This window comes from Corallococcus sp. CA049B, assembly GCF_003611685.1.
Taxonomy (GTDB): Bacteria; Myxococcota; Myxococcia; order Myxococcales; family Myxococcaceae; genus Corallococcus; species Corallococcus coralloides.
Window position 1 is genome coordinate 38,539 of record NZ_RAWC01000045.1, and the last position, 13,768, is coordinate 52,306.

11 protein-coding genes and 1 CRISPR repeat array are annotated in these 13,768 nt (G+C 70.0%); of the genes, 1 reads left to right on the forward strand and 10 read right to left on the reverse strand.

The window, feature by feature from the left end; translation table 11 throughout:
• Positions 1-11: 11 nt before the first annotated feature.
• Positions 12-1,061: a chemotaxis protein CheB gene (locus D7W82_RS13295; protein WP_120618706.1), complete on the reverse strand. Its 1,050-nt coding sequence runs from the start codon at positions 1,059-1,061 to the stop codon at positions 12-14.
• 118 nt (positions 1,062-1,179) lie between these two features.
• Positions 1,180-1,599 (reverse strand): hypothetical protein, encoded by a 420-nt coding sequence (locus D7W82_RS13300; protein WP_120618707.1) that lies wholly within the window; start codon positions 1,597-1,599, stop codon positions 1,180-1,182.
• A 256-nt stretch (positions 1,600-1,855) separates the two neighbouring features.
• Here D7W82_RS13300 and D7W82_RS13305 point away from each other — a divergent pair, with 256 nt between their 5' ends.
• Positions 1,856-2,251 carry a response regulator gene (locus tag D7W82_RS13305; RefSeq protein ID WP_120618708.1) on the forward strand — a complete coding sequence of 132 codons (396 nt, stop codon included), beginning with the start codon at positions 1,856-1,858 and terminating at the stop codon, positions 2,249-2,251.
• Between the two features lie 22 nt (positions 2,252-2,273).
• Here D7W82_RS13305 and D7W82_RS13310 read toward each other — a convergent pair whose 3' ends face one another.
• The 8 genes from D7W82_RS13310 to cas1 all read right to left on the reverse strand — a co-directional run.
• Positions 2,274-3,584, reverse strand: a complete 1,311-nt coding sequence (locus tag D7W82_RS13310) for an AarF/ABC1/UbiB kinase family protein (protein WP_120618709.1) — start codon at positions 3,582-3,584, stop codon at positions 2,274-2,276.
• Between the two features lie 75 nt (positions 3,585-3,659).
• Complete coding sequence (locus D7W82_RS13315) at positions 3,660-5,510, reverse strand: serine/threonine-protein kinase (protein WP_233587489.1); 1,851 nt, start codon at positions 5,508-5,510, stop codon at positions 3,660-3,662.
• Between the two features lie 660 nt (positions 5,511-6,170).
• Entirely contained in the window at positions 6,171-6,650 is a 480-nt protein-coding gene (locus D7W82_RS13320; RefSeq protein WP_120618711.1) for an SMI1/KNR4 family protein, read from the reverse strand.
• A 4-nt stretch (positions 6,651-6,654) separates the two neighbouring features.
• Positions 6,655-6,999, reverse strand: coding sequence for a hypothetical protein (locus D7W82_RS13325; RefSeq protein ID WP_233587491.1), 345 nt, complete (start codon positions 6,997-6,999; stop codon positions 6,655-6,657).
• A 466-nt stretch (positions 7,000-7,465) separates the two neighbouring features.
• Positions 7,466-7,978: a hypothetical protein gene (locus D7W82_RS13330; RefSeq protein WP_147439312.1), complete on the reverse strand. Its 513-nt coding sequence runs from the start codon at positions 7,976-7,978 to the stop codon at positions 7,466-7,468.
• Complete coding sequence (locus D7W82_RS13335) at positions 7,975-8,418, reverse strand: hypothetical protein (RefSeq protein ID WP_120618713.1); 444 nt, start codon at positions 8,416-8,418, stop codon at positions 7,975-7,977. The genes D7W82_RS13330 and D7W82_RS13335 overlap by 4 nt, the downstream gene beginning before the upstream one ends.
• Positions 8,419-8,753: 335 nt before the next feature.
• A CRISPR array of direct repeats spans positions 8,754-12,923; the repeat unit is 37 nt; unit sequence GTTTCAACCCACGCTCCGCCCCGAAGAGCGGAGCGAC.
• A 182-nt stretch (positions 12,924-13,105) separates the two neighbouring features.
• Positions 13,106-13,396, reverse strand: coding sequence for a CRISPR-associated endonuclease Cas2 (cas2, locus tag D7W82_RS13340; protein WP_120618714.1), 291 nt, complete (start codon positions 13,394-13,396; stop codon positions 13,106-13,108).
• A gap of 3 nt (positions 13,397-13,399) precedes the next feature.
• Positions 13,400-13,768 (reverse strand): CRISPR-associated endonuclease Cas1 (gene cas1, locus D7W82_RS13345; protein ID WP_120618716.1); only part of this gene is annotated, 369 nt, incomplete at its 5' end.

Sequence of the window (13,768 nt, forward strand, 5' to 3'; positions counted from 1 at the left end):
CCCCGGCGGCTTCAGCCCGTCTGCTCCGTCTCGTCGGAGACGTTGGCCTCCAGGGACGCGGCGCCGGGCGGGGACGCCGCGAGCACCGCCTGGCGCAGCAGCGACACCTGGGCCTCGGCCGTGCGGGCGCGCTCCTCGAAGCGCAGCGCGGAGCGGTGATGGCTGCGCTCCCGGGCCTGCGCGGCCAGCCGGCGTGACAGGGACGCGTTCTCCTCCAGCGCGCGCAGCGCGGCCCACATCGCGCCATCCAGCTGGTTCTGCTGCGAACCGGACAACGCCTCCGCCGTGTACGCATGGCCCGTGCGGCAGCGGAAGCGCAGCAGGCCGTCCTCCTCCAACTCGAAGAGCACGCCGCCGCAGTCGGGGCAGCCGTAATACGACGGCTTCGCGTACTCCACGGGCGAGGGCGGGTCGTCCATGGAAGGGATGTCCACCTTCATCGCCTTCACCTCCGTCTCCATCTGCCGCGACCGCTTGCGCGAGCGCGGCGCGACGGGCGTGGTCACCAGCCGCGTCAGCAGCGCGCCCATCGCCTCCAGGGGCACGCAGTGGTCCACCGCCACGAGCTCCAGCGCGCTCCGGGGCATGTCCGGACAGAGCGCGTCGCGCGGGTCCTGCACCACCGCCAGCCCGCCCTCCCGCTTCACCGCCATGAGTCCACTGGTGCCGCAGTCCAGCGCGCCGGTCAGCACCACGCCCACCACGCGCGAGCCGTAGGTGCTCGCGGCCGAGCGGAACAGCGGATCCACCGCCGGGCGGTGCCCGTTCTCCTTGGGGCCCTTCAGCACCCTCACGCGCTCCGGCTCCACCAGCAGGTGTCTGTCATTGGGCGCCACGTAGATGCGGCCCTGGGACAGCGGCTCTCCATCCTTGGGATGGTGGGCCGGCAGCGGACCGGAGCGGGAGAGGATTTCTGGCAGGTAGCTGCGGTGCTGGGCCGGCACGTGCAGCACCAGCAGCACGCAGGCGGCCAGGTCCCGGGGCAGCTGACGCGCGAGCGCGGTCAGTGCCTCCACGCCCCCCATGGATGCGCCGATGACGATGATGTCGTGACGTTGCACGTGGCCCGTCTCCCTGTCGGCGCGCCAGGGGAGTCGGGCGCGTCTGTCTCAAGCTAGGCAGGGCCCCGGTCCCGCGCAGACCCGGGGACGGGACGCGACAGCGCCGCCTGGCCAGCGCTCAGGCGCCCTCCTCTCCTGGCGGCGGGGTGGCGGGCCCCTCGATGGGGGGCAGGTGCGCCTTCTGCCAGGACACCTGCGCCTCCGCTTCCGCCCGGCCCGCCTCGGCCTCCGCCCGGCGGGCCTGCGTCGCGTGGAGCGAGGCCTCGCGCTCCATCAACTCCGCGTGGGTCTCCGCCCTTTGGCCGTCGTGCCAGGCCCAGCTCCGCTCGTATTCGCTCCCGCCCAGCCTGGCCACGGACTGATCCGCCAGGAACACGGCCTTCAGCGCCTGGGCCCGCCGCACACAGGCCCGGGAGAGCGCGTCGTAGGCCTCCGCCTGCGCCCGCGCCGCCAGGGACTCCAGCCGCCGGGCCTCCGCGCGGACCTCCAGGGCGTGCGTCCTGGAGTCCAGCGCCTCCGCCTTCCTCTGGGATGTCATCGGATTCCTCCAGGTCGGGCGGACACCCACCTGCCGCGTCACGTGTTCACTCCAAGGCTAGGGACGCGCCTCCGGGCCGCCCACCCGCCAGGACGAGGCGTGTGGTTCCAATTGGAAATTTCCAGAAAATTCCAGGGAGGCTGGCCAGAAGGGAGGGGGGTGGGTCATACTCGGGATGTGCCTGGGTCTACTGTCTTCCTTGGGGCGGCATCCTGCCGACCGGGGCACCCAACTGTCGGTTCCAGGGGGAGCCACCATGTCGGAGACCAAGATTCGCGTCCTCATCGTGGACGATGACCCGGACCAGCTCGCGCTGACGGAGCGCTCGTTGTCCTCGTACAACTTCGAGGTGCGCACCCACCGCTCGTCCCTGGGGGTGTCCAACCTGGTGCGCACCACGGCGCCGGACCTGGTGCTCCTGGACGTGAACATCCCCGCGCTGAGCGGCGACAAGGTGCTCGCGCTGGCCCGGCAGCAGGCGCCGGAGAACACCCGCTTCGTCCTCTACTCCGCCTCCGACGAGTCGAAGCTGCGCGCGCTGGCGCTGGCGGCGGGCGCGGACGGCTACCTGTCCAAGAGCACGCAGGGCGCGGACCTGGCGCGCAAGCTGGAGCGGCTGCACAAGCGCCCGCGCGCCGCCGCCGGCACGTAGCGCCCCCTGGCTCACACGGGGCTCACTCGCCCACGAGCGCGCCGACCTCCAGGAACACCTGCCGGAAGTCGCCCTGCGCGCCCACGAGGCGCAGGTTCTGGGCGAGCCCCCCGGTGGCGCGGAAGAACATCATCGCCTCCGGGGGCGGCCGGATGCGCATCATGCGCGCGGCGTTGCGCGTGAAGTGGTTGCGCATGTCGCGGTTGATGTCGCAGGTGCCGTAGTCATACGGCGCCGTGCGCATGGGCCGCCCGGCGATGTGGAGCACCTCACGCAGCAGCAGCTCCGCCTCCGCCTCCGGCAGCTCCACGGAGAAGCCCACCTCGCGGCACAGGCCCAGCACGTCCAGCGTCTCCAGCCGCAGCGCCTGCTGGAACATGCGGCGGTTGGCCGCGACGAAGCCCGGGCTGAAGCGCTTGATGGAGCCGAAGTCCAACAGGCCCATGCGCCCGTCCGGCATCACCATGAAGTTGCCGGGGTGCGGGTCGGCGTGGATTTCGCCCGCGTCCAGGAAGGGCCCGTAGGTGGCGCGGATGAGCTGGCGCGCGACGCGGAAGCGCGCGGCGTCATCCGGCGACGTCGTCACCCAGTCCTTGAGCGTCTGGCCTTCCAAGAGCTCCAGCGTGAGCACGCGGTGGGCGCTGCGCTCCTCGATGACCTGGGGCACGTACAGGTCCGGCAGCCGCGCCACGCTCTTCGCGAAGCCCCGCGCGAGCTTCGCCTCGCGGCGGTAGTCCAATTCCAGCATGAGCTCGTCGCGGAGCTCCTGGAAGTAGGCGGTGCCGTCCATCATCCGCGACGTCTTGGACACCGTCTTCACGACGAGGCCCAGGTTGTCCATGTCGTGGCCCATGGACACGTCGATGCCGGGGTACTGCACCTTCACGGCGACGGGGCGGCCGTCGTGCAGCACCGCGCGGTGCACCTGGCCCAGAGAAGCGGCGGCGAGCGCGTCCGGGGAGAACTCCTTGAACAGCGCCTCCGGCGGCGCGCCCAGCTCCTCCTGCACCACGCGCGACACCTGCGCGTAGGACATGGCGGGGGCCTGGTTCTGCAGCCGGGCCATCATCTGCCGCACCTCCGGCGTGAGCAGGTCCGGGTCCATGGAGAGGGCCTGGCCCAGCTTCATGGCCGCGCCCTTCATCTCCCCCAGCGTGGCCACCAGCTTCTCCGCGGTGCCCAGACTGAGCAGCTCCGTGGGGCTGGTCCCGGAGAGCTTCCTGGCGCCCGTCTTGAGCACCTCCGAGCCCACGTGCATGGAGAGGCCCGCCAGCTTGCGCAGGCGGTTGAAGCGCCCCTGGGGCGGCAGCTTGTCGTCGGGTTCGGAAGGCATGGGAGAGCAGAGGATTAACGAAGACTCCTCTCCCATACGCAAGACGCCCCCAGGGTGGATGCGAGCCCGGCTCCCCTACCGGGGAGCGGCCGAGCCCCGCACCCGGGCCCGGAGGAAGCGCCAGCGCTTGAGCCCCTCCAGGTCCAGCGGGTCCGCGCGGACCGCCAGCTCATAGGCGGCGAGCGCCTCCTCCAGCCGGCCCACGGACGCGAGCGCGTCTCCGGACAGGCGGTGGACGGCGGCGCGGCCCTCGCGGCCGGTGTTGCCCGCGAGGAAGCGGCGGCGGCACTGCTCCAGCATGGTGGCGGTGAGGCCCGCGGCGAGGCACCGCTCGATGCCCTCCACGTTGCCCAGCGTGGCGTCGTACTCCACGCGCCGCTCCACGTGGCCCAGCGTGTGGAGCGCCCCGGCCACGCGCTCCAGCGCGCGGTCCACCTGGGCGCGCTGGCTGTCCGACAGCGGGCGGGCCTTGAGCAGCTCCAGCGCCCCGCGAGCGCGCTGGGCCGCGGTGCGTACGGACTCCAGCGTGGCGTCGCGCGGCAGCTCCAGCACGGCGTACGGGTCCCCGGCGAGCCGCCGGCGGAACCCCTGGAGGACCCCTTCCGCCTGCGCGTCCTCGGGCGTGGGGATGGCGGCGCTCTGCGCGGACGTCGCGCGCGCGGCGTTGCGAAGCTGGGCCAGCTGGGCCTGGAAGGCGGGGCTGGCGTCGCGCAGCTGCACGCCGAAGCCCGGGGACATGTTCCACGCCTGGGCCTGCTCGGCGGTGACGTGGCGCACCACCTGCGCGGTGCACGGCAGCTCGCCGCCGGGCAGCCGCAGCACCAGCGACACCTCCGACAGGAGCGCGGGAGGCGGGGTGGCCAGCTGGAAGAAGAGGCCGGAGCGGCCCACCCACTCGCCCTTGAGCTCCACGGGGGCCTGCGTGCCCTGGCCGCGCAGGAGCGCGGTGAGCGGCGGGGCGGTGGGCGCGGGCGGCGGCGCGAGCGACGCCTCCAGGGCCGCCCTCAGCTCCGCGGCGGAGGCGAAGCGGTGCTCGGGCCGCTTGGCCAGCGCGCGCAGGAGCACGCGCGACAGGGCCTCCGGCACGGCGGGGTTCAATTCGTGCGGCGGGACGGGCTCCTTCTGCAGGTGGCCCACCAGGATTTCGGCGGCGGTGCGGCCGTAGAAGGGCACCTGGCCGGTGAGCAGCAGGTACGCGAGCACGCCGGCCGCGTAGAGGTCGCTGCGCGCGTCCACGATGCCGTCGCCGCACTGCTCGGGGGCCATGAACTCCGGCGTGCCCAGGAGGACGCCCACCTCGGTGGTCATCTCCCCGGCGGGGCGGGACAGCAGCTTGGCGATGCCGAAGTCGAGCAGCTTCACGCGCTGCTTGCCGCTGGGGCTGGGGACGAGGAAGACGTTGGCGGGCTTCAGGTCGCGGTGGACGATGCCGTGCGAGTGCGCGGCGCCCAGGGCGTCACACACCTGGGCCATCAGCTCCACCACCAGCGCCGGGGCCATGGGGCCGCGGGCGAAGTTGGCCAGGCTGTCACCCTCCAGGTACTCCATGACGAGGTACGGGCGCCCGTCGCGCGAGTCCAGGTCGTAGAGGGTGACGACGTTCTCGTGCTGCACGAGCGTGAGCGTGCGGGCTTCGGAGAGGAAGCGCGCGACGAGATCCGGGGCCTGGGCCAGGTGCGCGTGGAGCACCTTGATGGCCACTCGCTTCTGGATGAGCGTGTGCTCCGCGAGGAACACGGTGCCCATGCCGCCGCGGCCCAGCTCGCGCACGACGCGGAAGCGGCCGAACTCCTGGCCCACGAGGGAAGGCACCACGGGCGTGGGAGACGACATGGGCGTGGGCGGAGCGGGCAGCGACGCCGCGGGTCCCGGCGGCGGCGTGCCGGCGTAGAGAATCGTGCCGCCGTTGAGGTCCAGCCCGCGCATCAGCGTGGGACACGCCTCCGCGTCCGAGTGGGGCTGACCGCAGGAACAGATGAGTGGCGACGGGGCGAGCACGAGGGACCGGTAACCAGGGGAAGGCGAAGTGGGGTTGCGGACAGCGTCAGCGGCCGATGCGAGCGGTGTGCCAGGAACCGGGGTTTTCCGGTTCGCGCGGTCGGGTGCGCCAACCGGTTGATCCGCTTCGCTTTTGCGACACTCGGATGCGACCTGGGTCCCAGTTCATCGGCAGACACCCCTCGGTTTCGGGGAGTTTTTACAGCCCCGGGACGGAACAGTTTTCCGCCCAGCACATCCCAATACGTTCGGCCCGCAAGACCTTGGACGACTTCCGCTCCGCCATCCCCTCAACCGCCCTGCCGCACCGCGAAAGTCCCTTCAAGATGACAGCACGCCGTGCGGGTTTCCAGTGCGCAGCGACACGAACACCCATGTTGGAAAACATCTCGTTCAGTCTCGAAGTAAGCCGTGATTGCGCGGCTGGCTGAGGGAGCCTGGAAGGCCCTGTAGCGCGAGAGGAACGTACGGATCCGATGGTGTCCGGAGCCCGACAAACCGGCCTGGGATGAAGTGTCCTGCGAGGATAACGGGGGTTTCCGGGCTTCTGGCGGGACGCGGCTGCGTGCGGTGGGGACGCGGGGTCCGTCACCCGTCCTGCATCAGCTTCTTCAGCCAGAACCAGCGGCCGTTGGAGCGGAGCGCGCCCGCCAGGAACTCGGAGAAGGAGCTGGCGATCCGGGGGCACAGCGCCGGATCCGGGAAGCCTTCGCGGAAGCCGTCGCGCAGGGGATAGCGGCCGTCGTGCTGCTGGCTCACGTCGAGCAGGACGTAGTTCCCATCGCGGACCTCGCAGAGGGCGTACCAGGACGCGGGCCCTGACCGGTCCGAGTCGTCCTGGCTCATGACGATCCGCGCGCGGCGGAGTTCGGACAGTGGGGCGAAGGAGAACGCGGGGTCGACGCGGTCGAACAGGTCCGCGCCGTCGCAGTGCAGGTAGAAGGCGCGGAGGTCCGGGTCCAGGCGCCAGCCGACGCGTTGCTCGAAGGCATCGAGCTGCGCGGGCGTCGCGGGAGGGCGCGCGTGGTGGAGGCGCGAGACCTCTTCGAGCAGGGCACTCATCGACATGGGGTCATTCGCCATAGGGATAGCTCGGGCCCACGCCGGTCCACGGGGGCTGGTTCGCGTAGCACTGGGCATACAGCCCGTTCAGCGTCTGATGGATGTCCTTGGGGAACGGGAGGATGTTGTCCCAGTCCGTGGGATTGCCACCATGGCTGAGGTCCCGGATGTGGTGGCCCTGGTAGGGCTTCCCGTTGGCCTCGGTGGGCCATGCACCGAAGCGTTCGGCCCAGCGGCCTCGGAATCCGTCGCGGATGTTGTCCCAACGGTCGCGGGCCGCGGCGTTCTGGGCCACGGAGAGCGTGCCGTAGTTGCAGCAGCAGTGCGTCATGCCGAACCGGCTTCCCGCTCGCACGATTGACCCCTCGAAGTCCATCTTCACATCCGCGAGCCACATGCAGCCCTGAAGGACATGGCCGGTGCCAGAGCACCTCTCCCGGCAGTAGTCCATGAGTTGAGCGCTGCACTGCTAGGGGCCGTAGTGGATGACGGTGCGGAACTGGCCTCCACCAGGGACGTTCACCAACGGGCCCATCCACTTTTGGGCATTGGGGGTGGGAGTGGGTGTCGGACCTTCGGCGCATGAGGTGAGGAGCAATACACTCGCCAGCACCGTGAACTGCCACCGAGTTTCAACCCACGCTCCGCTCCGAAGAGCGGAGCGACCGGGACGTTGCAGGGCGGGCGCGCGGAGGCGGAGCGCCTGGGGCGGCGCCTTGCCGATGCCGTCCGCAAGGTGATGCGCGAGGAGATGGCCCCCGGGGGCATGACGTACACGTTCGTCCGGGGGAGGTAGGCGGGAGGCGCCGCAACCATACCCGTCAAGGTGGGTGAGCAGCCCAGCCTCTCACGTCGTCCTGGTTGCCGAGTTCCAGGAGGGCGTTACGCGGGTAGTTCTCCAGGTTCTCCCCCAGCCACCGCTCTCCGGGCCGGGTGAGGTGGAAGCGCAGCGTGCAGGCGTTGCTGCACCCGAGGATGGTGGTGAAGAGCTTCTCCGCTGGTAGCACGCGCTGCAGCTCCAGGGCGAGCCTGAGGCCGTAGCCCACCTGCTCCTTCAGCGGCAGCCGGCGCTCCCACGGCTCCTCGTCGAGGTTGCCCACGAAGTCGGAGACGTGCACCTTGTTCGCGAAGCACTCGTAGCCGGTGGCATCCGGGAAGGTGGGGTGGACGGCCGGGGCAGACTCCAGCGCCTTCCGCCGCCACACCCAGAGGCCATGTCTGCCGACGACACCCTCAGCAAGCAGCGCCTGCATCCTCGGGGTGAGCGGGCGCGACTGCACCGCCTGTACCTGGGCGTTTCGCAGGTACGCCTGCATCAGCACGTTCAACCTCACGGGGCCACCTCGCCCAGGTAGTACAGCCCCTTCTGGACGGACGAGGCAAACCTGGCGTCCGTCGTCAGCAACTCGTTCACCCAGTTGGGCGCGTTGGTGAAGCTGCGCGTGGTGGGGTTGTACAGGTACTTCGCCCCCGTCTGCGCATCCTGGAAGTGGAGCTGTCCGGGACGCACTCCGGGCGCCGGGTTCTCCACATCAAGGCGGACCCTCCCCTTCTGCCACAACGTCTTGCTGTCGATGCGCGTTCCGCGCGCGCCGAGCATCCGCTTCGCGGGCGCGTCGGCACCACAGCCCTCGTAGGCTCCCGGGTGTCGCTTGAGGCAACAGGACACCGTGCTATCCGACTGGTTGCACTCGGTGGCGGGGATGACGGCCGCCCCACACCCGCCCCAGAGACTGGCCAGCAGGCACACCAGCAACGCGCGCGGGTTCGACATCGGCTCCCCCTTGCCCTCGGCGTTAGTCGCAGGGCGGAGGAGAAGCGTGCGCGCTCGTCATCGCGCCGTGGCAGGGGGCCGTGCGACACCGTGTCCATTCACAGACAAGCGGCCCGCTCCGCGCCCATTGGGGGACGGAGGAGCCGTACTGCCGGGCAGGAAATCCGACTGTCCGACTCGAATCGCGCGCGGAGGGGGACGGGCCCGCGTCAAACGCTTGCATGGCGAACGCCTGCCGAAGTATTCGCGTCAACTGTTGCGACGACTGTTTGAGAGCGCTGGGCCAAGCTCAGAGCGACGCCCGCAGGCCCGTGAGAGCCTCGCTCGTCACTGGTGTTTCAACCCACGCTCCGCCCCGAAGAGCGGAGCGACCCAGCCCGCGAGCACCTTGGCCAGCCCGGCGACGTTTCAACCCACGCTCCGCTCCGAAGAGCGGAGCGACGTCGCGCAGGTACGTGCCGAAGGCGCGCGGGTCCTTGTTTCAACCCACGCTCCGCGCCTAAGAGCGGAGCGACTGGGCCTCAAAGAGGCTGCGACAGCAACAGGCGTAGTTTCAACCCACGCTCCGCCCCGAAGAGCGGAGCGACCGATGCGCTCGCCAAGCCGCTCCGCGTCCTCGCGGTTTCAACCCACGCTCCGCCCCGAAGAGCGGAGCGACGAAGACGCTCGCGGGCCGCGTCCAGGTGGCGGAGTTTCAACCCACGCTCCGCCCCGAAGAGCGGAGCGACAGGGCCGCGCCCTCGGCGGACGCCTCGTTGAAGGCGTTTCAACCCACGCTCCGCCCCGAAGAGCGGAGCGACTGACTCCCGCTCGCGTCGGCCTGTCCATCCTCGTGTTTCAACCCACGCTCCGCCCCGAAGAGCGGAGCGACCGCGGGTATTCGCCCCCGCCCACGGAGTCAGAGGTGTTTCAACCCACGCTCCGCCCCGAAGAGCGGAGCGACGACTTCCGGGTCGGTATCGCCCGGCTGGTGGGTGTTTCAACCCACGCTCCGCCCCGAAGAGCGGAGCGACTTCCACCGACTGGATGGCCCCAGCCCGCGTGCCCGTGTTTCAACCCACGCTCCGCCCCGAAGAGCGGAGCGACACCCCATCGAGTCGTGGGCCTTCGCGTTCCTCATGGTTTCAACCCACGCTCCGCCCCGAAGAGCGGAGCGACAGCCTCGCGAAGCCGCCGCGCAAGGGCGGGTGGGTGTTTCAACCCACGCTCCGCCCCGAAGAGCGGAGCGACTCCAGCAGGGCATCGAGGACCGGAACAAGCGCCAGTTTCAACCCACGCTCCGCCCCGAAGAGCGGAGCGACTGGTCCCCGCGCGCGACGTCCGGGCGGCGATGGTTTCAACCCACGCTCCGCCCCGAAGAGCGGAGCGACGACTTCCTGGCCCGGTGGATTCAGCGCGCGGACTGGTTTCAACCCACGCTCCGCCCCGAAGAGCGGAGCGACGACGACGGTCCGCACGGCGAACTTGCGGAACGCGTTTCAACCCACGCTCCGCCCCGAAGAGCGGAGCGACCCCACCGGCGCCACCGCGCCGCAGGCCCAGGGCGGGTTTCAACCCACGCTCCGCCCCGAAGAGCGGAGCGACGTGGACAGCCTGAAGCTCTCCATCAAGCCGGAGGTTTCAACCCACGCTCCGCCCCGAAGAGCGGAGCGACCCGACGCATCGGCGTCATGGCCATGGTGGGAGGGTTTCAACCCACGCTCCGCCCCGAAGAGCGGAGCGACACACGCTCACGTACCTCCAGTTCAAGACCAACGTGTTTCAACCCACGCTCCGCCCCGAAGAGCGGAGCGACGGTGGACATGGCGAGGTTTCAGATGCTGGGGATGCGGTTTCAACCCACGCTCCGCCCCGAAGAGCGGAGCGACAGCACCCACCCAAGGAGCAGGACATGATCGACGTGTTTCAACCCACGCTCCGCCCCGAAGAGCGGAGCGACATGACTTCGTGGTGTTCCATCTGGCCAAGCTCGTGTTTCAACCCACGCTCCGCCCCGAAGAGCGGAGCGACCGGCAGCGGCGTGCGGTAGGCCACGACTTCCTCGGTGTTTCAACCCACGCTCCGCCCCGAAGAGCGGAGCGACGCTACCGGTGAGCGCCGCATTCAGGCCCAGCGTGTTTCAACCCACGCTCCGCCCCGAAGAGCGGAGCGACACCGGCCACCGCACCCCGTGCAGCGCCGTTGCTTGTTTCAACCCACGCTCCGCCCCGAAGAGCGGAGCGACCTCGTCGGACAAGACGGGGAGCCGCCTCTGGACGCTGTTTCAACCCACGCTCCGCCCCGAAGAGCGGAGCGACGCTCTGCGCCCGGCGCGGCATGGCCATTCAGAAGTTTCAACCCACGCTCCGCCCCGAAGAGCGGAGCGACCGTCGCGCTCGGCGCGGGACGCCTTGGCCGTGTAGTTTCAACCCACGCTCCGCCCCGAAGAGCGGAGCGACCCTCCGGGTTCACCATCAAATCCGCGGTGGTGATGTTTCAACCCACGCTCCGCCCCGAAGAGCGGAGCGACAGCCGTGGTGAACTGCACTGGAGGCGCCCCGAGGTTTCAACCCACGCTCCGCCCCGAAGAGCGGAGCGACAGGACGTCCTGGTCCGCGACGAACACCGGTTCGGTGTTTCAACCCACGCTCCGCCCCGAAGAGCGGAGCGACCACAGACCCAGCGCGCCGCGACTTCGTGTCCAAGGTTTCAACCCACGCTCCGCCCCGAAGAGCGGAGCGACTGTCGCACTGGGGCAGCATTTACCACTACCAGGAGTTTCAACCCACGCTCCGCCCCGAAGAGCGGAGCGACGTAGACGCGAGCCGCACGGGCCGGACCGTACTCGTTTCAACCCACGCTCCGCCCCGAAGAGCGGAGCGACAATCCAACGCGTTTCCGGACACCATCCCGCCGGAGTTTCAACCCACGCTCCGCCCCGAAGAGCGGAGCGACACCGGCCACCGCACCCCGTGCAGCGCCGTTGCTTGTTTCAACCCACGCTCCGCCCCGAAGAGCGGAGCGACAGCATGGGCCCCGATGCGCTGCGTGAGCTGGACGTTTCAACCCACGCTCCGCCCCGAAGAGCGGAGCGACCGCTGCACCAGGTGCCCCTATGAGGCCCTGGCGCGTTTCAACCCACGCTCCGCCCCGAAGAGCGGAGCGACGCGGGCATCCCCGGCGCCGTCGTGAACGAGATGGTTTCAACCCACGCTCCGCCCCGAAGAGCGGAGCGACCCGCGTCGGCGGGGTGCTGGCCCGGGCCCTGGAGTTTCAACCCACGCTCCGCCCCGAAGAGCGGAGCGACGCTTCGCTCGGGCCGTGTCCGGCCAGACGCGACGTTTCAACCCACGCTCCGCCCCGAAGAGCGGAGCGACACGAGCGTGGGCGCCGCCAGCGAGCCGTCCGAGAAGTTTCAACCCACGCTCCGCCCCGAAGAGCGGAGCGACCGACGAGGGCGCCGTGCCGCTCCGTCACCCGCTCGAAGTTTCAACCCACGCTCCGCCCCGAAGAGCGGAGCGACTCCGTCCTCCGCAAGTCCAGCAGGTCAACCCACATGGGTTTCAACCCACGCTCCGCCCCGAAGAGCGGAGCGACGGGAAAGCGCTCGCCTCGGCCAGCATCTCCTGTTTCAACCCACGCTCCGCCCCGAAGAGCGGAGCGACAGGCGCGCTGGAAGGCGGAGGGCTGGGAGTCGGAGTTTCAACCCACGCTCCGCCCCGAAGAGCGGAGCGACGGATCAGGCGGCGCACGGCCTTCTGCGCCTCCGTGTTTCAACCCACGCTCCGCCCCGAAGAGCGGAGCGACGGGGGCAGGGCGGGCTACTTCGAGTGGAGTTCGATGTTTCAACCCACGCTCCGCCCCGAAGAGCGGAGCGACGCCCTGCTCCAGCCAGCCCCAGACGACGGACGCCATGTTTCAACCCACGCTCCGCCCCGAAGAGCGGAGCGACGTCCTCTCCGGACATGGCCTACCCTCGCCCCCCGGTGTTTCAACCCACGCTCCGCCCCGAAGAGCGGAGCGACCGGCCGAAGTGGGTTCTGGGTGCTGCGCTGGGTACTAGTTTCAACCCACGCTCCGCCCCGAAGAGCGGAGCGACGTCGACGCTGAGAAGCAGACGGTGACCGCCTCGTGGTTTCAACCCACGCTCCGCCCCGAAGAGAGGAGCGACCTCGCGGTCCCCGCTGGCGTCCATGGCCTCAAAGTTTCAACCCACGCTCCGCCCCGAAGAGCGGAGCGACTGGCCGGGCTGACGCGGCCCCCGCCTCGGCTGGAGTTTCAACCCACGCTCCGCCCCGAAGAGCGGAGCGACGACGGCAGCCCGCTGAAGCCGGGCCTCAACGAGGTGTTTCAACCCACGCTCCGCCCCGAAGAGCGGAGCGACCGACATCAAGCTTGTCCCGATGATCGGCAAGCTGTTTCAACCCACGCTCCGCCCCGAAGAGCGGAGCGACGGGGGCAGGCAGGGAACGCAGCGCGGCGGATTCGTGTTTCAACCCACGCTCCGCCCCGAAGAGCGGAGCGACCCTACTGGTCACAACCTATGAATTTTCCAAAGAAATCCGCCCTTTTCCGCGAACCTCCAGGTCCGGAGGTCTCCACTTGACAGAAAGAACGGCACCGTCCGTGCAACCTCCTGTCCCCGCTCGGGATTTCCCGAGCGCGAACCTCCGGCGGGCCCTCCATCGGGACAGGTTCGCGCCGCCCCTCACACGATGAGCGGCCCCGTCGGGTCGAGCGGCGGTCTCACTCCGTGGTGCTCGCACCGGGCCTCCTCGTCCGCGTGCAGGAAATAGAAGCGCAGGCTGTCCTTCGTCAGCTCCGCCTCCTCCAACAACCGCTGACGCAGGGCCACCCATTCACGCTTCCCCACGCGGCACTCGAAGAGCGAGTACTGCACCCGCACCCCGTGGTCCTTGCATGCCTCCGCGATCCGCCGCAGCCGCCGTGCCCCCGCCGCGTCATCGTTCGCCACGTCGTAGCAGACCAGCACGAGCATCCGTCACCTCACCCGGAAGGGCGGATACGCCTCCAGGTCGCCCCGGATGACCCGCGCCAGCAACAACGCCTGGAGGTGCGGCACCCGCCCCCAGGGCACCTGCTGCCCCAGGAACTCGTGCTGGACCTCCACCTGCTTCGCCTCCTGGTACGCCACCAGGAACGTGCGCCTCGCCGCGTCGCTCATCCGCCACCCGCCCGCCACGTCCTCCACGAAGTCCCTCGGCCCCACCTGCCCCCGGTTCACCAGCGACAACACCAGCCGGTCCACCACCGCCGCCCGCAGCTCCTCCATCAGGTCCAACGCCAGCGACAGCCGCCCTGGCCGCTCCTCGTGCAGATACCCCGCCGCCGCGTCCAGCCCCACCCCCGC